At 41.8% G+C, this 22,833-nt stretch carries 15 protein-coding genes; 14 read left to right on the top strand and 1 reads right to left on the bottom strand.

The genetic code is table 11. The features are described from left to right. The first annotated feature begins 1 nt into the window (after position 1). Positions 2-514, top strand: coding sequence for a 5-(carboxyamino)imidazole ribonucleotide mutase (gene purE, locus DW005_RS07895; RefSeq protein WP_022377644.1), 513 nt, complete (start codon positions 2-4; stop codon positions 512-514). Positions 515-641: 127 nt separating this feature from the next. Here the strand turns inward: purE and DW005_RS07890 are convergent, their stop codons facing one another. Further along, complete coding sequence (locus tag DW005_RS07890; RefSeq protein ID WP_117478845.1) at positions 642-1,853, bottom strand: D-alanyl-D-alanine carboxypeptidase family protein; 1,212 nt, start codon at positions 1,851-1,853, stop codon at positions 642-644. A gap of 179 nt (positions 1,854-2,032) precedes the next feature. Between DW005_RS07890 and metE the strand changes: the two genes are divergently transcribed. The 13 genes from metE to DW005_RS07825 all read left to right on the top strand — a co-directional run bounded on the left by metE (position 2,033) and on the right by DW005_RS07825 (position 22,725). After that, positions 2,033-4,294: a 5-methyltetrahydropteroyltriglutamate--homocysteine S-methyltransferase gene (gene metE / locus DW005_RS07885; RefSeq protein ID WP_117478844.1), complete on the top strand. Its 2,262-nt coding sequence runs from the start codon at positions 2,033-2,035 to the stop codon at positions 4,292-4,294. A gap of 462 nt (positions 4,295-4,756) precedes the next feature. After that, entirely contained in the window at positions 4,757-5,590 is an 834-nt protein-coding gene (locus DW005_RS07880; RefSeq protein ID WP_117478843.1) for a metallophosphoesterase, read from the top strand. Positions 5,591-5,647: 57 nt separating this feature from the next. Then, positions 5,648-6,415, top strand: a complete 768-nt coding sequence (locus tag DW005_RS07875) for a segregation/condensation protein A (protein WP_117478842.1) — start codon at positions 5,648-5,650, stop codon at positions 6,413-6,415. Next, positions 6,412-6,993: an SMC-Scp complex subunit ScpB gene (gene scpB / locus DW005_RS07870; protein ID WP_022377651.1), complete on the top strand. Its 582-nt coding sequence runs from the start codon at positions 6,412-6,414 to the stop codon at positions 6,991-6,993. The genes DW005_RS07875 and scpB overlap by 4 nt, the downstream gene beginning before the upstream one ends. A 197-nt stretch (positions 6,994-7,190) precedes the next feature. After that, on the top strand, positions 7,191-11,750 hold the full coding sequence (gene gltB, locus DW005_RS07865; RefSeq protein ID WP_117478841.1) for a glutamate synthase large subunit: 4,560 nt from the start codon (positions 7,191-7,193) through the stop codon (positions 11,748-11,750). Between the two features lie 36 nt (positions 11,751-11,786). Next, the gene (locus tag DW005_RS07860; protein ID WP_117478840.1) at positions 11,787-13,268 is read left to right on the top strand and encodes a glutamate synthase subunit beta; all 1,482 of its coding nucleotides are present in this window, start codon (positions 11,787-11,789) and stop codon (positions 13,266-13,268) included. 63 nt (positions 13,269-13,331) lie between these two features. Then, positions 13,332-14,639: a glutamine synthetase family protein gene (locus DW005_RS07855; protein WP_117478839.1), complete on the top strand. Its 1,308-nt coding sequence runs from the start codon at positions 13,332-13,334 to the stop codon at positions 14,637-14,639. 107 nt (positions 14,640-14,746) lie between these two features. After that, positions 14,747-15,232 (top strand): ANTAR domain-containing protein, encoded by a 486-nt coding sequence (locus DW005_RS07850; protein WP_022376943.1) that lies wholly within the window; start codon positions 14,747-14,749, stop codon positions 15,230-15,232. 11 nt (positions 15,233-15,243) lie between these two features. Continuing rightward, positions 15,244-16,341: a carbamoyl phosphate synthase small subunit gene (locus DW005_RS07845; RefSeq protein ID WP_022376942.1), complete on the top strand. Its 1,098-nt coding sequence runs from the start codon at positions 15,244-15,246 to the stop codon at positions 16,339-16,341. 14 nt (positions 16,342-16,355) lie between these two features. Then, positions 16,356-19,559, top strand: coding sequence for a carbamoyl-phosphate synthase large subunit (carB, locus tag DW005_RS07840; protein WP_117478837.1), 3,204 nt, complete (start codon positions 16,356-16,358; stop codon positions 19,557-19,559). Between the two features lie 117 nt (positions 19,560-19,676). Beyond that, positions 19,677-19,943, top strand: coding sequence for a 30S ribosomal protein S15 (rpsO, locus tag DW005_RS07835; RefSeq protein ID WP_022376940.1), 267 nt, complete (start codon positions 19,677-19,679; stop codon positions 19,941-19,943). Between the two features lie 91 nt (positions 19,944-20,034). Further along, on the top strand, positions 20,035-20,487 hold the full coding sequence (locus DW005_RS07830) for an NUDIX domain-containing protein (protein ID WP_117478836.1): 453 nt from the start codon (positions 20,035-20,037) through the stop codon (positions 20,485-20,487). A 144-nt stretch (positions 20,488-20,631) separates the two neighbouring features. After that, positions 20,632-22,725: a polyribonucleotide nucleotidyltransferase gene (locus DW005_RS07825; protein ID WP_117478835.1), complete on the top strand. Its 2,094-nt coding sequence runs from the start codon at positions 20,632-20,634 to the stop codon at positions 22,723-22,725. Positions 22,726-22,833: the final 108 nt, after the last annotated feature.

Below are 22,833 nucleotides of genomic sequence, written 5' to 3'. Positions count from 1 at the left end.
GATGGCAAAAGTAGGTATCTTAATGGGAAGTGATTCAGACCTTCCGGTTATGAAAAAAGCAGCAGATATGCTTGAGAAATTTGGAATTGAATATGAGATGACGATTATTTCGGCTCACCGTATGCCGGATGTATTTGTTGACTACGCAACAAAAGCAGAAGAGCGTGGCGTTGAAGTGATTATCGCAGGAGCCGGTGGTGCTGCTCATCTTCCGGGTATGTGTGCGGCGTTATTTGACCTTCCGGTTATTGGTATCCCGATTCATACAAAGAGCCTTGGCGGTGTCGACAGTTTGTATTCGATTGTACAGATGCCATCCGGTATTCCGGTTGCTACTGTCGCTATCGATGGAGCAGCAAATGCCGCTATTTTAGCAGCTAAAATGCTTTCAATTTCGGATAAAGATTTGCGGGCTAAGTTAAAAGATTATAAGAAAGAAATGAAAGATGGCGTTATGGCAAAGGCAGAGAAACTGGATAAACTTGGCCATGACAAATATATTGAGCAGATGTAGGGAAAACTCAAAAATATTATAACAACAGCAAAAGAATATAATAGATTATTAGAAATAAAGAAATCAATTTGTGGGAGACTATAACGCGAAGCGTTATCCCGTCTCTCACAAATTGATTTTTTTTCCATCACCCCGCCATCAGCAGCCGGTCAAGTGCCATCAGTAAATAGTCGGTGTAGCCGGCTTTTTTTATGTCCTGCATAGCAAGGAGGGGAACTTTGCCAAGCGTTTTTCCCTGATAGGAATAAGTGATAAATCCCACGGCAGTTCCTTTTTTGATTGGAGCCTTTAATTCCTGATATGTTATCTTCTTCTTGATTTTATTTTTTTCATAAGCAGCGGAAAAAGTATGTGAAAATGATTGTTTTGGATACACCGTTAATTTTTCAGGGATTCCACCACGGACAGAAGGAGAGTCAAACTTCATGCCGGAATAATCGTCCTGATAGAGAGAACAGTTGGCAAATCCATAATCTAATAATGACTGGGCTTCTGAAAAACGGACTTTATGGTCCGGTGCAGCCATTATAACAGCAATCAGATTTAATCCATTTCGCTTTGCTGTTGCACTGAGACAGTATTTTGCTTTGCTGGTTGATCCGGTTTTTAATCCTGTTATTCCATCATAAAAACGTACAAGTTTGTTTGTATTTGTTAAACCAAACTGCGATTCACCCTTTTTGGTTTTGTGGATAATTGTGTCCATCCATACGGTTGAATATTTGGAAATGCCGGGATGTTTCATAATTAACTCGCGGGACATAAGACCTACGTCATAGGCACTGGAAAAATGCCCGGATTTGATATCGTCATCGAGACCGGTACAGTTTTTGAATTGTGTGTGTTTCATGCCAAGTTCTTTTGCTTTTTCGTTCATTTTCCTTACAAAATTTGGCTCTGAACCGGCAATTTTTTCTGCCATGGCAACAGCGGCATCATTTGCACTGGCGATGCTGATACATTTAATCATGGTGTCTACTGTCTGGGTTTCATTTGGTTCTAAAAATACTTGTGAGCCACCCATGCTGGCAGCATATTCGCTTACACTGACAGAATCGGTGAGTTGAATTTTTCCTTTTTCCAAAGCTTCCATAATCAAGGTCAACGTCATAATCTTTGTGATGCTGGCTGGTACAAGCTCGGTATCCTTATTTTTTTCCAGAATAATTTGTCCGGAATTTCCTTCAATCAAAACAGCCGCTTTGGCAGTAAGATTTACAGCTTGACCACTGGAAGATTCGGTGCTCCCGGCAGGAGCTTTAGAATGGGCATAGGAAAATGGAACCGCAAAAAATAGTGATAAAACTGCCAATATAAAAATTCCAAAAAGTTGTTTCATGTTGGTTTTTCATCCTGTCTTCAAAGAATCTGTTACATCCTATGGCGTGGAAGGAAAAAATATGACTATAGTTTGAAACTATATAAAAGCGCTTGTTTTCGGTATTATACAAACAAAACATGAGAGGTTATAATGAATTTAAATTCTAGGATTGAAAAAATGATTTGAAGGAGGATATTATGAAAACAGCCGTTATTGGATTCCCAAGGATTGGGGCATTGCGCGAATTAAAATTTTCATCGGAAAAATATTTCCGAAATGAAATAACAGAAGAAGAATTGTTAGAAACAGGGAGAACCTTGCGAAAAACACACTGGAAAATACAAAAAGAGGCAGGAATTGATTATATTTCCTGCAATGATTTTTCCTATTATGATGGTATCTTGGATGCCGCTGTTATGTGCGGAATTATCCCAAAGCGTTATCAGAAGTTGAATTTGTCAGAGCTTGACACATATTTTGCTATGGCACGTGGCTATCAGGGGGAAGCGGGAGATGTAAAGGCACTGGCAATGAAAAAATGGTTTAATACAAATTACCATTATATTGTTCCGGAGGTTGAGGATGATACGGTCATTTCTTTTTCCGGGAAAAAACTTCTAAGTGAGTTTGAGGAAGCAAAAGAACTCGGAATTTTGGTAAAACCGGTTGTGCCGGGAGCATATACGTTATTGAAATTATGCCGTTATACCGGTACAAAAACGGCAGAGGATTTTGTCGATGATGTCATTTTGGCATATAAGGAATTACTGAAACTTTGCGATAAAAATGAGGTTTCGTGGATTCAGTTCGATGAGCCGTCCTTGGTTTTTGATATGACAGAACAGGATTTAGCACTGTTTCGTAAGATTTATTCTGAAATTCTGCCATCGGCACAGTCCTGTCAGGTATTGGTACAGACCTATTTTGGTGATGTCCGTGATGTATATCATGATTTGATTCAATTGCCATTTGCAGGAGTTGGTCTGGACTTTGTGGAAGGAAAACAGACGAAAAAATTGATTGAACAGTATGGATTTCCAAAGGATAAAATATTGTTTGCCGGATTGGTTAATGGTAAAAATATTTGGAAAAATCATTATAAAGAAACACTCCGGGCACTGCAAGAGTTGAAGGAAAAAGGGATTCACACGGTGTTGTCGACTTCATGTTCTTTACTTCATGTTCCTTACACAATAGAACAGGAGAAAGAATTGTCCGATGAATATAAAAAGCACTTTGCTTTTGCAAAAGAAAAATTATCGGAACTGCGTGATTTGAAGGTACTTGCAGAGAATGAGAACTTTTTAGATTCCGTTTTGTTAAAGGTAAATGAAAGTCTTTTTTTGGCAGGAAGAGACTGCGTAAAGGAAGAAGTGAAAAATCGCCTAAAACAAGTGAAGGATGAAGATTATGTGAGAACGCCTGCGAGAAAGGAACGTCAGAAGAGACAGAAAGAGGTTCTCGGTCTTCCGATTTTCCCAACGACAACAATTGGTTCCTTCCCGCAGACCAAAGATGTAAAAGCAAACCGTTCGGCTTACCGTAGAGGCGAGAAAATGAAAGAAGAATATGTAGCTTTTAACCGTGAAAAGATTTCAGAATGTATCCGCTGGCAGGAAGAGATTGGATTGGATGTACTTGTCCATGGTGAATATGAAAGAAATGACATGGTGGAATACTTTGGTGAGTCTTTAGGGGGATTTTTGTTTACCAAATTCGGATGGGTGCAGTCATACGGCACACGCTGTGTAAAACCGCCGATTATCTGGGGCGATGTGTACCGCGACAAACCGATAACCGTGGACTGGTCCGTATTTGCACAGTCACAGACCGATAAAATTATGAAAGGAATGTTGACCGGACCGGTTACGATTTTAAATTGGTCCTTCCCTAGAGAAGATATTTCCATCGAAGAATCCATGATGCAGATTGCCTTTGTAATCCGGGATGAAGTGCTTGATTTGGAGAAGAATGGTATTCGTATGATTCAGATTGATGAGGCAGCTCTTCGCGAAAAACTGCCGCTTCGTAAATCGGATTGGTACTCGGAATATCTGGATTTTGCAATCCCTGCTTTTCGTCTCACGCACAGCGGGGTAAAACCGGAAACACAGATTCATACACATATGTGCTATAGTGAGTTTAATGATATTATCAAGGCGATTGACGATATGGATGCGGACGTAATTACATTTGAGGCATCCCGGTCTGATTTGCAGATTTTGGATGCTCTCCGTGACAATCATTTTGAAACAGAGGTTGGACCGGGCGTATACGATATCCATTCGGCACGTGTACCGTCAGTCGAGGAAATTGTGACGGCATTAAAAGGAATGCTTGAAAAGATTGAGCCGGATAAACTCTGGGTAAATCCGGATTGTGGTTTGAAAACCAGAGGAGTCAAAGAAACAGACGCCAGCCTGCGGAACATGGTAGCCGCTGCGAAAGAGATACGATAAAAATATAAAAGAAATTCAATTCGTGTCGAGACAGGATAACGCTTCGCGTTATAGTCTCTCACGAATTGAATTTCTTTTTAACTAAGCACTAATATCGTTTGTTACATATAATTTTGAAACTTGATTGTTAGAAAAACTGGGACAAATATTCGCTGCCAGTTTTTTTGTTGTTTGTGTTAAGCGTTCGCTGCCAGTTTCTTTGGGTTCCAGTAATTCCGTAGAAAAACTTTGTGACTCGTGGGTTTTGAGTACGTCGGTATGCGGCACTGGTAGTTTCAGTGCCCATACCGCTACGCACTCAACGAGCGAAAGCGCCCACGAGACGCAAAGCTTTTCTACGGAATTACGGAAAACAAAAAAGTGCCAACAAACACTTGATACAAACAAACCTCAAAAAAACTATCACCGCATCCTCCTAAAATATGTTATAATACTCTTAAAAACAAATTTAGGAGCAGCCATATGCTAACAGTTATTATGATTCTGCTTGGGATAGCAGTCCTTTTACTACTGGATGGTATTCTGGAAAATCATTTTCCAATAACGAAAGAGTATCACATACAATCAGAAAAAATCAAAGAAGACACAACAGCACTCCTGCTTACAGATTTACATGCCTGCTGCCGGGGGCGCAAAAAAGATAAATATGTGCAGATGATACAGAGACAGAATCCCGATATTCTTTTGATTGCGGGAGACATGACGGTGAAAAACGGAAACCATACGGAGAGCGTGACAGCGTTTTTGAAAGAAATCATTTCCGTGGCACCTATTTTTTATGCACCCGGCAATCATGAAATTCGTATGCCGGAGTATGAAGTGTATCAGCAGAACTTAAAACAAATGGGAATAAAGTATCTAAAAAATGAGGCAGTGTCTTGTGGTGAAGTCGATATTTATGGACTTGACTTGCCGGAATATTGGTATCATAAAGTTTGGCAAAAAAGAGAATTTTCCAAAGAGAAAGTAGAAAAATTGTTAGGCAGTGTAAAGAAAGACAAATTTTCAATTCTGCTTGCACATAATCCGGAATATTTTAAAAGTTATGCAAAATGGGGAGCTGACCTTACGGTAAGCGGACATATCCATGGTGGCATTATGAGGCTGCCGTGGCTTGGTGGCGTGATTTCGCCGAGCCTTCGATTTTTTCCAAAGTATGATTCCGGTGAGTTTGAGGAAAACGGGAAAAAGATGATACTCAGCCGGGGGATGGGACTTCACCATATTAAACTTCGTTTTTTTAACCGCCCGGAGATAAGCGTCATAAAAATCACTTGCCAAGATAAGTCTAAATAGGGTATTATAGATAGGTAACGCTAAAAAAAGTGTACATTTGCTAAGGGGGCAAAACAGATGGAACTGCAAGTAAAGTTAGAAGTGTTTGATGGTCCGTTGGACTTACTTCTTCACTTGATTGAAAAGAATAAAGTAGATATTTTCGACATTCCGATTGTTCTCATTACGGAGCAATATCTTGATTATGTCAGAAAAATGGACACCAAAGATATGGATGTCATGAGCGAGTTCCTTGTGATGGCGGCGACGCTTGTAAAAATCAAATCCAAGATGCTTTTGCCTGCAGAAGAAGAGGAACAGGAAGAGGAAGAAGATCCAAGGCAAGAACTTGTGGAACGGCTCTTAGAATATAAAATGTACAAATATGCATCCTTTGAACTAAAGGACAGACAGGTAGATGCCGGAAAAGTGTTTTTTAAAGAACCTACGATTCCGGACGAGATAAAAAACTATAAAGATGAAGTCGATTATGAGGAATTGCTTTCCGATGTAACGCTTCGCAAACTGCAAACCATTTTTGATTCCGTGATGCAGAAGCAGGTGGACAAAATCGATCCAATCCGAAGTGAGTTTGGCAAGATTGAAAAAGAAGAAATTAACATAGAAGACCACATGATTTTTTTGGAGGAATATGCGATGCTGCATAAAAAGTTCAGCTTTCGTAAAGTGCTGGAAAACGGTTCCGGAAAAAGTTATGTGATTGTCACATTTCTAGGTATATTGGAAATGATGAAAACCGGGAAGTTTACGATTGAACAGGACAAGTTATTTGATGACATTATCATTACATATAATCCCGGCAAGGAGCAGGAGGAAGAACAGTGAATATAAAAAAGTTAGAAGCCGTTGTGGAGGCAATATTATTTTCCATGGGAGAGGCTGTCGAGATTGAACGTCTGGCTGCTGCCGTAGACCATGATGAAGATACCGTGCGCAAAATTATCCGCAGTATGATGACTAGGTATGATGAAGAAGACAGAGGAATTCATCTCATTGAGTTAGATGGTTCTTTCCAGTTGTGTACAAAGCCGGAAATGTATGAGTATCTGATTAAGGTAGCTCATATTCCGAAAAAACATGTTTTGACGGATGTGCTTTTGGAAACGTTATCTATTGTTGCCTATAAGCAGCCGATTACCCGTTTGGAAATTGAAAAAATCCGCGGGGTATCGTGCAGTCATGCGGTAAATAAATTAGTAGAATATGGCTTGATTGCAGAAGCCGGAAGACTGGATGCCCCGGGAAAGCCGATTTTATTTGGTACGACAGAAGAATTCCTTCGCTACTTTAGCTTGGAATCACTGGATGATTTGCCAATTTTAAATCAGGAAACAATCGAGACCTTTAAGGACGAAGCGGAAAAAGAAGTGATGCAGGAACTGGAAGAAGAACAAGGTGAATAAACGTTTTTCGGTTATTTACTGCTTATTGAAAAATTTTTCTTGCGTTTTTACTTTTCCTGTTATATAATGTGAAAAGACAAAGGCGTCAAAAGAGTATTGAACTATACTCTTTTGACGCCTTTTGTAGTCAAAAAATATTTTTGACAGACGGGAACACGAGTGACTATTCCATACGTCAAATACAAGGAGGAATTTCGATGAGTGAATATGTAGAAGAATGTAAACGGAAACCGATTGGCTTGTATGACCCTCGGTTTGAACATGATAACTGCGGTATTGGCGCAATTGTCAATATTAAAGGAAAGAAAACGCATAGTACCGTAAAAAATGCGTTAGAGATTGTTGCCAATCTTGAACACCGCGCAGGAAAAGACGGCGAAGGAAAAACAGGAGATGGTGTTGGTATTCTCTTACAGATTTCTCATAAGTTTTTCAGTAAAGTGGCAGAAAAGCTTGGTATTGACATCGGAGGAGAGCGTGAATATGGTGTCGGTATGTTCTTTTTCCCACAGGATGAGTTAAAAAGAAATCAGGCAAAGAAAATGTTTGAAAATATCATTGCCAAAGAGGGAATGGAATTTCTTGCATGGCGTGAAGTACCGATTGCACCGGATATTCTTGGAAAACGTGCCGTGGAATGTATGCCGTATATCATGCAGTGTTTCGTAAAGAAACCAAAGAAAGTCGAAAAGGGACTGGATTTTGACCGTAAATTATACATTGCAAGACGTGTCTTTGAGCAGTCCAATGAAAATACTTATGTAGTTTCACTTTCTTCCCGTACAATTGTATATAAAGGAATGTTTTTGGTTTCGCAGCTTCGCTTATTCTTCGATGATTTGCAGGATGTCGATTATGAATCCGCGATTGCGATTGTACATTCCCGCTTCTCGACAAACACACAGCCGAGCTGGCAGCGTGCTCATCCAAACCGTTTTATCGTACACAACGGTGAGATTAATACCATTCTCGGTAATGCAGATAAGATGCTTGCCCGTGAGGAGACGATGGAATCCGAGCAGTTAAAAGGAGAACTTCACAAAGTACTTCCGGTTATCAATGCCAGCGGTTCAGACTCGGCGATGCTTGATAACACACTGGAATTTCTGGTAATGAGTGGTATGGAACTGCCACTTGCCGTAATGATTACAATTCCGGAGCCTTGGGCAAACAACCGTTATATCAGTGAGAAGAAAAAAGACTTTTATCAATATTATGCAACGATGATGGAGCCATGGGATGGCCCGGCTTCCATTTTGTTCTCAGATGGTGATTTGGTTGGTGCCGTGCTCGACCGAAACGGTCTGCGTCCTTCCCGTTATTATATTACGGATGAGGATGAATTGATTCTTTCTTCCGAGGTCGGTGTTATGCCAATCAGTGAAGAACATGTCATTAAAAAAGACCGCTTAAGACCGGGTAAAATGCTTTTGGTTGATACGGTAAAAGGAGAATTAGTGGATGATGATGTTTTGAAAGAGACATATGCATCCCGCCGTCCTTATGGTGAGTGGTTAGACAGCAACCTGGTAGAATTAAAAGACATTCACATTCCGAACCACCGTGTGGAGCACTACAGCAATGAGGAGCGGAGAAAACTTCAGAAAGCATTCGGTTACACATATGAAGAAGTGAAAAATTCCATTCTTCCAATGGCTCAAAATGGTGGCGAGCCGATTGCAGCCATGGGACATGACACACCGCTTCCGATGCTTAGCAAACAGCCACAGCCGTTGTTTAACTATTTCAGGCAGCGTTTCGCACAGGTAACAAACCCACCAATTGATGCGATTCGTGAGGAAGTAGTAACATCAACATCAACTTACATTGGCGAGGATGGAAACCTGTTACATGAGCAGCCGGAAAACTGCCGTGTGCTTCGTATTAAGAATCCGATTTTGACCGATACGGATTTGTTGAAAATTAAAAACATGGATGTGCCGGGATTCAAAGTTGGTGTTATTCCGATTACTTATTATAAAAATACTTCTTTGAAAAAGGCAATTGACCGACTGTTTTTGGAAGCAGACAGAGCTTACAAAGATGGTGTTAATGTATTGATTCTTTCAGACCGTGGTGTCGATGAAAACCATGTGGCAATTCCTTCTTTGTTGGCGGTGTCCGCAATGCAGCAGCATTTGGTACGCACAAAGAAAAGAACGAGTGTTGCTATGATTTTAGAGAGTGCAGAGCCAAGAGAAGTTCATCACTTTGCCACCTTATTAGGTTATGGTGCCTGCGCCGTAAACCCATATCTGGCGCTGGATACCATCAAACGCTTGATTGACTGCAACATGCTTGACAAAGATTACTATGCTGCTGTGGATGATTACAATTCAGCCATCCTTCACGGTATCGTAAAAATTGCATCAAAGATGGGTATTTCAACAATTCAGTCTTATCAGGGATCCAAGATTTTTGAGGCGATTGGCATTTCCAAGGAAGTGACAGATGTGTACTTCACCGACACGGTATCCAGAATCGGTGGTATTTCGCTTCAGGATATTGAGACACAAGTAGAGAACCTTCATACGCGTGCTTTTGACCCATTGGATCTTGGTAACGATACGACACTTGATAGTCTGGGTATGCACAAGTCGCGCAGTGGAAAAGAAGATCATCTTTATAATCCAAAGACGATTCATCTTTTACAGCAGGCAACCTGGCAGAAAGACTATAAATTATTTAAAGAATATTCAAGAGAAATCGATAATGAAGACCGCTTCATGAATTTGAGAAGTTTGTTAGACTTCAAATTCCCGAAAAAGGGAATTCCGCTTTCGCAGGTTGAGCCGGTTGAAAGCATTGTCAAACGATTCAAAACCGGTGCGATGTCTTATGGTTCTATTTCACAGGAAGCACATGAGACATTAGCGATTGCGATGAACCGCTTACACGGTAAATCCAACAGTGGTGAGGGCGGTGAGAGTTTAGAGCGTCTATCCATTGGAAAAGACGGTTTGAACCGCTGCTCCGCAATTAAACAGGTAGCAAGCGGACGATTTGGTGTCACCTCTCATTATTTAGTAAGTGCAAAAGAAATTCAGATTAAGATGGCACAGGGAGCAAAACCGGGTGAAGGCGGACATCTGCCGGGTGGAAAAGTTTATCCTTGGATTGCAAAAACAAGACTTTCAACACCGGGTGTATCCCTTATTTCCCCGCCGCCTCATCATGATATTTACTCGATTGAGGATTTGGCACAGTTGATTTACGACTTGAAATGTGCAAATACCAATGCCAGAATTTCCGTAAAACTGGTATCGGAAGCAGGTGTTGGTACAGTCGCTGCCGGCGTAGCAAAAGCCGGTGCAGGCGTCATCCTGATTTCCGGTTACGATGGTGGTACCGGTGCAGCTCCGGCAAGTTCGATTCACAATGCCGGACTTCCTTGGGAGCTTGGTCTTGCCGAGACACACCAGACACTGATGATGAACGGACTCCGCTCAAAAGTTGTGATTGAGACAGATGGTAAACTGATGACCGGCCGTGATGTTATGGTAGCAGCATTGCTTGGTGCTGAAGAGTATGGTTTTGCAACCGCACCGCTTGTTACGATGGGATGCGTGATGATGCGTGTATGTAATCTGGATACCTGCCCGGTTGGTGTGGCAACCCAGAATCCGGAACTGAGAAAACGATTCAAAGGAAAACCGGAATACGTTGAAAACTTCATGTGTTTTATCGCAGAAGAAGTTCGTGAGCTGATGGCAAAACTTGGAGTAAGACAGCTTGATGAGTTGATTGGACGTACGGATTTATTGAAAGTGCGTGATGACATTCAGGATGATGAAAGAACGAAGAAACTGGATTTGTCCGCAATTATTGATAATCCATTTGCAAAAGATAAAAAACATTTATATAATCCGAAAGATGCGTATGATTTTAAATTGTCAAAGACAATGGATGAGAAAGTATTCTTAAAGAAATTTAAGCATGCGCTGGAAACCGGAGAAAAGGCAAAAATTAGTGCAAGAATCAGCAATGTGGATCGTGCACTTGGCACAATTCTTGGTTCTGAAATCACAAAGAACTTAGGAGACGATGTACCGGCCGATACCTTTACGGTAGAATGTATCGGAAGCGGCGGACAAAGTTTTGGTGCCTTTATTCCAAAAGGACTTACGCTTACGTTGGAAGGTGACAGCAATGATTACTTCGGAAAAGGACTTTCCGGTGGTAAACTGGTTGTCTTTCCACCGGAAAATGTACAGTACAAAGCAGAAGATAACATTATCATCGGTAATGTTGCTTTGTATGGTGCGACAAGCGGTGAGGCTTATATCAACGGTATGGCAGGCGAGCGTTTCTGTGTCAGAAACTCCGGTGCACACGCTGTTGTAGAAGGTGTTGGCGACCACGGCTGTGAATATATGACAGGCGGCTGTGTCGTTGTCTTAGGTCCGACCGGAAAGAACTTTGCAGCCGGTATGAGCGGTGGTATCGCTTATGTACTGGATGAAAATAGTGACTTGTATCTCAAACTGAATAAAGAGCTGGTATCATCCAATGCAGTAACGGATAAATACGACGTTATGCAGTTGAAAGATATGATTCGTGAGCATGTAGAAGCAACCGATTCGGAACGTGGTAAAGAAATTTTAGCAAACTTTAGTGAGTACCTGCCAAAATTCAAGAAAATCATTCCTCATGATTATCAGGCAATGTTACAGGCAATTGCCCAGATGGAAGAAAAGGGACTGAGCAATGAGCAGGCACAGATTGAAGCATTTTACCAGTTGAAAAAAGCACGCTAAGATTTTTTGAAAACGAAGAAAGAAAGGATGATTACAATGGGTAAACCAACCGGATTTATGGAATATAAACGAGAGAACAACCTTGAGATAAAGCCACTTGAACGCATTAAAAACTTCAATGAATTTCATGTACCGATGAGTGAAGAGGAGCGCAGTGTGCAGGCTTCCAGATGTATGGACTGCGGTGTTCCGTTCTGTCAGTCAGGCATGATGATTGGTGGTATGGCAAGCGGCTGTCCGTTAAACAACTTAATTCCTGAGTGGAATGATATGGTTTATCGTAACGGATACGAACAGGCACTTGGCAGACTGCTTAAGACAAATAATTTTCCGGAATTTACTTCCCGTGTCTGTCCATCTCCTTGTGAGGCTGCATGTACCTGTGGATTGAATGATTCACCGGTAACGATTAAGGAAAATGAAAATGCCATTATCGAATATGGTTATGAACACGGATTGATGGGACCAAAACCTCCAAAAGTCCGTACAGGCAAAAAAGTAGCGATTGTAGGTTCCGGTCCATCCGGACTTGCGGCCGCTGACCAGTTGAATAAACGTGGACACAGCGTGACCGTATTTGAACGCGAGGATTATCCGGGCGGACTTTTGATGTATGGAATCCCGAATATGAAACTTGACAAATCGGTAATAGAACGTAAAATAGAAGTAATGAAAGCAGAAGGGGTTGTTTTCCGTACCGGTGTGAATGTCGGTGTGGATGTAAAAGCCGATGAGTTGAAAAAAGAATTTGACCGCGTCATTTTGACTTGTGGCGCTTCAAACCCTCGTAACATCAATGCTCCCGGCAGAGATGCCAAAGGTATTTATTTTGCCGTTGATTATTTGAAACGAGTAACCAAGCATTTACGCAATCCGCAGTATACGGATTATATCAATGCCAAAGATAAAAATGTACTCGTTATCGGAGGCGGTGATACCGGAAATGACTGCGTTGGTTCCTCAATTCGTCAGGGGGCTAAAAGTGTCGTTCAGCTAGAAATGATGCCAAAACCGCCGGTTTGCCGTTTGGCAAGCAATCCTTGGCCGGAGTGGCCGAAAATTCTTAAGACCGATTACGGTCAGCAGGAAGCAATCGCTGTCTTTGGCAGTGACCCGCGAATCTATGAGACCACGGTAAAAGAATTTATCAAGGATAATAAAGGTGATTTGAAACAGGTCAAAATCGTGAAGCTTAACTGGCAGAAAGATGAAAAGACCGGACGCATGCAGATGAGCGAAATTCCGGGGAGTGAACAAATTTTAGATGTTGACCTCGTCTTTATTGCGGCAGGATTTTTAGGCTCCGAGGAGTATGTTACAAAAGAATTTGCCGTAAAATGTACGGACCGCACAAATGTGCAGACGAAGCAGGGCGAATACAGCACCAGCCAGAAAGGAATCTTTACAGCGGGCGATATGCACCGTGGACAGTCCTTGGTTGTCTGGGCAATCCGCGAGGGAAGAGAGGCAGCCCGTGAAGTTGATAAAGATTTGATGGGTTATACCAACCTCAATTAAAGGGTACAATTATCCGGTGGCAGAGAACTGCTGCCGGATTTCATATGGAAAGGAGAATAAACTATGTCGCATTACACAAAGGAAGATATCATTCGTATTGTAGAAGAGGAGGATGTAGAATTTATCCGTCTGCAATTTGTGGATATTTTTGGAATTTTGAAAAACATGGCAGTAACAGCCAAACAGTTGGACTCTATTTTGAATAACCGATGCACGTTTGATGCCGCTGCGATTAATGGGTTTGATACGATGCATGTGGATGAACTTGTTTTAGTTCCGGATTTGGATACTTTTACAATTTTCCCTTGGAGACCGCAGAGAGGCCGTGTAGCACGTTTTATTTGTGATGTGCGTCATACGGATGGAACTCCTTTCATGGGAGATTCCCGTTATATTTTAAAACAAGTAATTGAAGAAGCGGCAAAAGACGGCTATACGTTAAATGTCGGACCAGAATCGGAATTTTTCCTCTTTGATATGTCGGAAGATGGACAGCCAACGACAAATACCAGTGAAAAAGGTGGATTTTTTGACATCGGACCGGTTGATGCCGGAGAAAATGCAAGACGTGATATCGTGCTTTCTTTGTCCGAGATGGGATTTGAGATGGAATCTTCATATCACTCCAATGAAGTGTGCCAGCATCATATCGATTTCAAATTTGATGATGGAATTCAGACAGCCGATAATATTATGACGTTTAAACTTACTGTTCGTACCGTAGCAAAGAGACATGGACTTCATGCTACATTTATGCCAAAGCCAAATTATGGTAAAAAAGGTTCTGCGATGTTCTTTAACATGTTCTTGAGCAAAGATGGTGAGAACATTTTCAGTGACCCGGATGAAGAGTATGGTCTGAGCAAAACAGCATACTATTTCATGGGTGGAATTATGCGCCATATTAAAGGGCTTACTTTAATTAACAATCCGATTATCAATTCTTATAAACGTTTGGTGCCGGGATACAATGCACCGGTTAATATTACATGGTCACGTAAAAACCGTACTCCGCTTATGCGTATGACAAGTACCGGTGAGATGGGACCGCGTGTAGCATTGAGAAGTCCGGATGGCTCCTGTAATCCATATTTGGTTTTAGCAGGATGTTTAGCTGCCGGATTAGACGGCATCCGAAATAAAATCGAGCCACCAACCTGTATTGATGATTTAGAGGGGGCACAGGAATTTGACATTCTGCCAAGAACTTTGATTGAGGCGGTACAGGCATTTGAAAAAGACGAATTTTTCCATAAAGTATATGGAGAAGAGTTGTCACGCATAATCATCCAGAAGAAAAAACAGGAATGGGATGAATTTTGCGAACAGGTAACCGCATGGGAAGTTGAGAAGTATCTGGACCGAATTTAGTCCGGATACCGCTTATTTTGATACTTTTCTACGGGGAGGTGTGAACGATTCTGCGCATTATAGTAGCGTTTCCTAAGCTGGATGATGCGAAAAAAATAAAAAATGTTTTGAATCGGAGCGGATATGATGATATACTAGCATTTAATAGTGCATCGCAAGTGATTGCAGCCGCCAATGAATGTGACGGCGGTATTGTGTTGTGCGGATATCGTTTAACAGACATGCATTACAGTGAATTGTATGGCTATCTGCCGCGGGAATTTCAGATGCTTTTAGTAGCATCGCCTGCCAAATTGCAGGAATGCTCAATTGGCAGCATTATGTGTTTGTCTATGCCGATTCATTCGCATGAATTAGTAAGTACCATTGAAACAATGGCAATGGAACTTTACGCAGCGGAGAAAAGAAAGAGAAGATACCAGCCAAGGAAACGATCCGAAAAAGAACAAAAATCAATTGATGATGCCAAGGCTCTTCTGATGGAGCGAAACCATTTGTCTGAAGAAGAAGCCCATAAATATATCCAGAAACTTAGTATGGACAGCGGAAACAATCTTGTGGAAACTGCGGAGATGATTCTGGCATTCGATTAAAGGAGGATAACATGAACGCATATCTGATACTGGAAGACGGAACTGTGTTTACCGGAAAAAGCATAGGCAGTAAAAAAGAAGTCATTAGCGAAATTGTTTTTAATACGTCAATGACAGGATATCTTGAAGTGCTCACGGACCCAAGTTATGCCGGACAGGCAGTAGTAATGACCTATCCGTTAATTGGTAATTATGGTATTTGTAATCAAGACAAAGAGGCGAAAAAGTCAAATACCGATGCATTTATTGTAAGAGAACTGGCAAGACTTGGAAGCAACTTCAGAAAAGAAGAAAGTATTCAGCAGTTTCTTGTAGAGCAGGACATTCCGGGAATTGAAGGAATTGATACAAGAGCCCTCACCAAACGACTCAGAGAAAAAGGAACAATGAATGGCATGATTACCACAGAAAAACCTGAGGATTTATCTGCCGTTCTTGAAAAAATTAAAAAATATTCCGTTCGCGGTGTAGTTGACAAAGTAACTACAAAGGAAATTGTTTCCTATAAACCGGGCGATTTAGATACCGATAGCAACATTTCTATTACAAAGAAGGTTGCTATTCTTGACGTTGGAACGAAATTTAACATTGCCAGATGTTTGTTAAAACGTGGCTGTGAAGTTACAATTTATCCGGCAAAAACGAAAGCAGAAACGATTCTTGCTTCCCATCCGGACGGCATTATGCTGACGAATGGACCGGGGGATCCGAAAGAATGCACAGAAGTCATTGAAGAGTTGAAAAAACTGTATGCATCGGATATTCCGATTTTTGCAATTTGCTTGGGACACCAGTTAATGGCACTTGCCTGTGGCTGTGACACGGAGAAAATGAAGTATGGCCACCGCGGAGCAAATCATCCGGTCAAGGACTTAAAAACCGGACGCGTATACATTTCTTCCCAGAACCATGGCTACATGGTAAAAGAATCTTCGGTGCCAAAAGAGATTGCCGAGGTTGCCTTTGTAAATGTCAACGATGGCACAGTTGAAGGACTTCGTTATTTACAGAAAAATATCTTCACGGTTCAGTTTCATCCGGAAGCTTGTGCCGGACCGAAGGATTCGGAAGTTTTGTTTGATGAATTTATCAAGATGATGGAAGAGTAAGGAGGATACATACAATGCCAAAAATGGATGAAATCAAAAAAGTTTTAGTAATCGGTTCAGGCCCAATCGTTATTGGACAGGCTGCCGAATTTGATTATGCCGGTACGCAGGCTTGTCGTTCTCTGAAAGAAGAAGGAATGGAAGTAGTGCTTATTAATTCCAATCCTGCTACCATTATGACCGATAAAGATATTGCTGACCGTGTTTACATTGAGCCATTGACCGTTGAAGTGGTTCAGAAACTGATTCGCAAGGAAAGACCGGACAGCGTGCTCCCAACACTGGGTGGACAGGCTGCGTTAAATATTGCGATGGAATTAGAGGAATCCGGCTTTTTAAAGCAGGAAAATGTTCGTCTGATTGGTACGACTGCACAGACAATTAAGCGTGCAGAAGACCGTTTGGAATTTAAAGAGACAATGGAAAAAATCCACGAGCCGATTGCTGCAAGTATTGTCGTGGAACATGTGGATGATGCGATTGCATTTGCCAACGAAATCGGTTATCCGGTTGTTATCCGCCCGGCATATACCCTTGGCGGAAGCGGCGGCGGTATCGCACATAACGAAGAAGAACTGCATGATATCTGCTCCAATGGTCTTCGTCTGAGCCGTGTCGGACAGTGTTTGATTGAGCGCTGTATCGCCGGATGGAAAGAGATTGAGTACGAGGTAATGCGTGATGCGGCAGGAAACTGTATTACCGTTTGTAACATGGAAAATATTGACCCGGTTGGTGTGCATACCGGTGACAGTATTGTAGTAGCACCGTCTCAGACATTAGGTGACAAAGAGTATCAGATGCTTCGTACTTCAGCATTAAATATTATTACAGAACTTGGTATTACCGGTGGATGTAATGTGCAGTTTGCACTTCATCCGGACAGTTTTGAATACTGTGTTATCGAGGTAAACCCTCGTGTCAGCCGTTCTTCCGCACTTGCTTCTAAGGCGACCGGATATCCGATTGCAAAAGTAGCAGCAAAGATTGCGTTAGGATATACACTGGATGAAATTCCAAATGCCATTACGAAGAAAACCTTTGCAAGTTTTGAGCCGGCACTGGATTACTGTGTTGTAAAAATTCCGAGACTGCCATTTGATAAATTTATCAAGGCAAAACGTACTTTGACGACACAGATGAAAGCAACCGGAGAGGTTATGAGTATCTGTGATAACTTTGAAGGTGCGTTGATGAAAGCACTCCGTTCACTGGAGCAGCATATTGACAGTCTGGATATCGGGCGTTACAGTGACCGCTCCAAAGAAGAACTGCTAGAGCGTATCCACATTGTTGATGACCGCCGTATCTTTATTATTGCCGAGCTGATTCGCAAGGGTGCTACCTATGAAGAAATTCATGACATTACAAAAATCGATTTGTGGTTCATTGATAAAATTGCCCATCTGGTAGAGATGGAACAGACTTTGAAAAACGAAAAATTGACACCGGAAATTTTGGCAGAAGCAAAACGAATGGAATTCCCGGATGTTGTTATTGCTAACTATACCGGCATGACAGAGCGTGAGATTCACGATATGCGCCATGAAAATGGAATCGTTGCTTCGTTTAAGATGGTTGATACCTGTGCGGCTGAGTTTGAGGCAAGTACGCCATATTATTACAGCGTGTTTGGCAGCGAAACGGAAGTTTCCAAAGATAAGGGCAGAAAACGAATCATGGTTCTTGGTTCCGGTCCAATCCGAATCGGTCAGGGTATCGAGTTTGACTTCTGTTCGGTTCACAGTGTGTGGTCACTGGCGCAGAGCGGCTATGAGACAATTATTGTAAATAACAATCCGGAGACGGTAAGTACGGACTTTGATGTGGCAGATAAATTGTACTTTGAGCCATTGACACCGGAAGATGTAGAAAATATCGTGGATATTGAGAAACCGGATGGTGCGGTTGTCCAGTTTGGTGGACAGACAGCAATCAAACTGACAGAAGCACTTCTCAAAATGGGAGTTCCGATTTTGGGAACAAGTGCAGAGAATGTAGATGCGGCCGAAGACCGTGAGCTGTTTGATGAAATCTTAGAGCAGTGTAAGATTCCGAGACCGGCAGGAAAAACCGTATTTACAACAGAAGAGGCATTAGCGGCAGCAAATGAACTTGGGTATCCGGTTCTTGTCCGTCCATCTTATGTACTTGGTGGACAGGGCATGCAGATTGCGATTAATGATGATGATATTCGTGAATTTATGTCAATTATCAACCGCCATGTGCAGGAACATCCAATTCTTGTTGATAAGTACCTCATGGGTAAAGAGGTTGAGGTTGATGCTGTATGTGATGGCGAGAATATTTTGATTCCTGGTATTATGGAGCACGTAGAGCGTGCCGGTATTCACTCCGGTGATAGTATCTCTGTTTATCCTGCCATGAGCATTAAACCTGAAGTTCAGGAAGTTTTAGTCGATTATACGGCAAAACTTGCAAAATCCCTTCATGTAATCGGCTTGATTAACATTCAGTTTATTGTTTATAACGATGAAGTTTATGTGATTGAAGTAAACCCTCGTTCGTCAAGAACGGTACCATATATCAGCAAAGTAACCGGAATTCCGATTGTAAAACTGGCTTCCCGCGTAATCCTTGGTGAAAAAATCACGGATATGGGTTACACACCGGGACTTGCGAAAAAATCGGATTACATCGCAATTAAGATGCCGGTATTCTCCTTTGAGAAACTGCGCGGTGCAGAAATCAGCTTAGGACCTGAGATGAAGTCAACCGGTGAGTGCTTAGGTATCGCAAAAACATTTAATGAGGCACTTCACAAAGCCTTTATGGGAGCCGGAATCAATCTTCCGAAATACAAGAAGATGATTCTTACGGTAAATGATAACTCGAAAGACGAAGCAATTTCCGTTGCCAGACGTTTCCAGGCACTTGGTTATGAAATCTATGCGACACGCGGAACAGCTAAGTTCTTAGGCGAGAATGGCGTTTCGGTTATCGGTGTCAACAAGATTGAGCAGGAATCCCCGACACTGATGGATTTGCTGCTTGGTCATGAGATTGATTTGGTAATTGATATTCCAAAACAGGGTGAACATTCCCACGATGGTTTCCTCATCCGCCGTACTTCTATTGAGACCGGTGTTACCTGTCTGACTTCTTTAGATACGGCAAATGCACTTTTGACTGCGTTAGAGGATTCTGAGAAAAATGAATTGACATTAGTAGATATTGCTACGATTGACACGAAATAAAGGTTTACAACGAACTTAAATTGTGTTATGATAGCAAATAGCCATTACTCAGATTACGGAAACTCCGACCGGATCTTAGTAAATGGTGATAAGAAAATATTTAGGAGGTACGTCACAATGATGACTACAGAAAAGAAAAAAGAAATTATTGCAGCTTATGGAAGAACACCGGATGATACAGGTTCACCGGAAGTTCAGGTAGCGCTTCTTACTGAGCGTATTAACACTTTGACAGAGCACTTGAAAGAGAATAAGAAAGATCATCATTCTCGTCGTGGTATGTACAAAATGATTGGTAAGAGAAGAGGCCTTTTGGATTATCTGAAGAAGACAGATTTGGAAGGTTATCGTGCGCTGATTGAAAAACTTGGTTTGCGTAAATAATTTGTATGAGTTGAGTGCTTTCGTCAAATGGATATTGTTTGATTGAAGGCACTCTTTCTATGAAAAAAATTTTTCTTAAAAAGGTGAGAAAATGAAACGAAATCGCAGTCAGGCTATGGTTTGCCGGGATGGCAAATTACTGCTTGTAGAACACAGAATGAAAGGAAGAGATTTCTTTAATCTGCCAGGTGGCGGAATTGAGGAAAATGAGACACCGGAAGAAGCAGCTTTGCGTGAGTTAAACGAAGAAGCAGGCGTGAGTGGAAAAATTGTGCGTCCGCTTGCCATTGAATATAAACCGGATTTGGAAAGTCGGATTTTTACATTTTTGGTAGAAATTCCGGATGATGCGGTTCCACACAAGGGAATTGACCCGGAATTATCGGAGTCGGAACAAACGATTGTCGGTGTGACATGGCGTACATTAGAAGAGATTGCGGAGCGTGACCGTGCGTACTTATTTGGAGCCGGTCTGATGCGTGTGCCGCTGTTTCACGATGAGGTTTTAAAGTGGCCCGATGACGCTATCAGTTATCCGGAATAAGGAAAGTTGCTTTTTTTGCAAAGATTGTGTATAATGAATTTTGTATGTAAATTGAGATGACACCGAGACTTCTGAAAAGCTCATTGATACAGTGGGTTTTTCAGTGGTTTCGGCATCTCGAAATAAAAATAAAGGAGAAAAAGTATGTACAAGACATTTTCAATGGAGCTTGCAGGACGTACTTTGTCAGTTGACATTGGACGTGTAGCTGCTCAGGCAAATGGCGCTGCATTTATGCGCTATGGTGATACAGTTGTCCTTTCTACGGCAACAGCATCCGAGAAACCAAGAGAGGGAATTGATTTCTTCCCATTAAGCGTAGAATATCATGAAAAGATGTATTCCATCGGAAAGATTCCGGGAGGATTTACAAGACGTGAAGGGAAACCAAGCGATAACTCAATTTTGACTTGTCGTGTAATTGACCGCCCGATGCGTCCATTGTTCCCAAAAGATTATCGAAATGATGTAACACTGGAAAACTTAGTTATGGATGTTGACCAGGATTGTGCACCAGAACTTGTTGCTATGCTTGGTTCTGCACTGGCTACCAGTATTTCGGATATTCCGTTTGATGGTCCGACCGCAGCAACACAGGTTGGTTTGGTTGACGGTGAACTTGTTTATAATCCGACAAGCGCACAGCGTGAGGTTTCTGACTTAGCACTTACTGTTGCTTCCACAAGAGATAAAGTTATCATGATTGAAGCCGGTGCAAATGAAGTTGATGAAGCGACGATGATTCAGGCAATTTATGGTGCCCATGAGTTGAATGGACAGATTATCGAGTTCTTTGACAAGATTGTTGCTGAGTGTGGTAAAGAAAAACACGAGTATGAGCATTTCGATATTCCGGAAGATATGTGGAATGACATGGTTAATTTCATTACACCGGAAGCTATGGAAGAAGCTGTATTTACTGATGTAAAACAGGTTCGTGAAGAAAATATCCGCGGTATTAAAGACCGTTTGGAAGAGCGTTATGCAGAGGAGCATGAGGACTGGATTTCCTTTATTGATGAGGCTGTTTATAAATTCCAGAAAGTTACAGTCCGCAAGATGATTCTGAAAGACCACAAACGTCCGGATGGCCGTGAGGTAAAACAGATTCGTCCACTTCATGCTGAAGTTGATGTACTTCCGACTGTACATGGCTCCGGTTTGTTCTCCCGTGGACAGACACAGGTGCTGAATGTTACAACATTGGCTCCCCTTTCAGAGAAACAGAAATTAGATGGTTTGGATATTACAAAAACATCCAAGAGATATATGCATCACTACAACTTCCCATCATGGTCCGTTGGTGAGACAAGACCATCCAGAGGACCGGGACGTCGTGAAATCGGACATGGTGCTTTGGCAGAGCGTGCTTTGGTTCCTGTTCTTCCTAGCGAAGAAGAGTTCCCATACGCAATCCGTACCGTATCCGAAATTTTGGAATCCAATGGTTCTACATCTCAGGGTAGTATTTGTGCATCTACCTTATCATTGATGGCTGCCGGTGTTCCGATTAAAGCACCAGTTGCTGGTATTTCCGTTGGTTTGGTAACCGGTGATACCGATGATGATTACTTGATTTTGACAGATATTCAGGGGCTTGAAGATTTCTTCGGCGATATGGACTTTAAAGTTGCCGGTACGAAAAAAGGTATTACTGCCATCCAGATGGATATTAAGATTCATGGTTTGACAAGAGAAATCGTGGAGCAGGCTATTGCAAGAACAAGAGAAGCCCGCCTTTACATCTTAGATGAGGTTATGGCAAAAGCAATTGCAGAGCCTAGAAAAGAAGTAAATGCTTACGCTCCAAAGATTAAACAGATTATGATTGATCCGGCTAAGATTGGTGAAGTTGTTGGTCAGAGAGGTAAGACAATCAACGCATTGATTGAGCGTACCGGTGTTAAAATCGATATTACGGATGATGGTGCTGTTTCGGTTTGCGGAACAGACAAAGAGGCAATGGACGAAGCACTTCGCCTCATTGAGATTATTGTAACGGATTTTGAAAAGGGCCAGATCCTTGAGGGAACCGTTGTCAGCATTAAAGATTTTGGTGCTTTCATCGAGTTTGCGCCTGGCAAAGAGGGAATGGTTCACATTTCAAATATTGCAAATCGCCGCATCAATCATGTAGAGGACGAGCTTACACTTGGTGATAAAGTGAAAGTAATCTGCCTTGGCAAAGATAAGATGGGACGTATTAGTTTCAGTATTAAGGATGTTCCGGAAGAATAAGATAAGAAATATTAGGTATTGTAAGCTGCAAGCTGGTGAAAGCCGGCTTGTGGCTTTTTTTGTATTGGCAATAAAAATAAACCACCTGCTATGCAGGTGTGTTCCCAA

Origin of the sequence: Clostridium sp. AF36-4, from assembly GCF_003435975.1 — a bacterium.
Taxonomy (GTDB): domain Bacteria; phylum Bacillota; class Clostridia; order Lachnospirales; family Lachnospiraceae; genus Eubacterium_F.
This window is presented reverse-complemented; position numbering and strand designations above follow the sequence as displayed.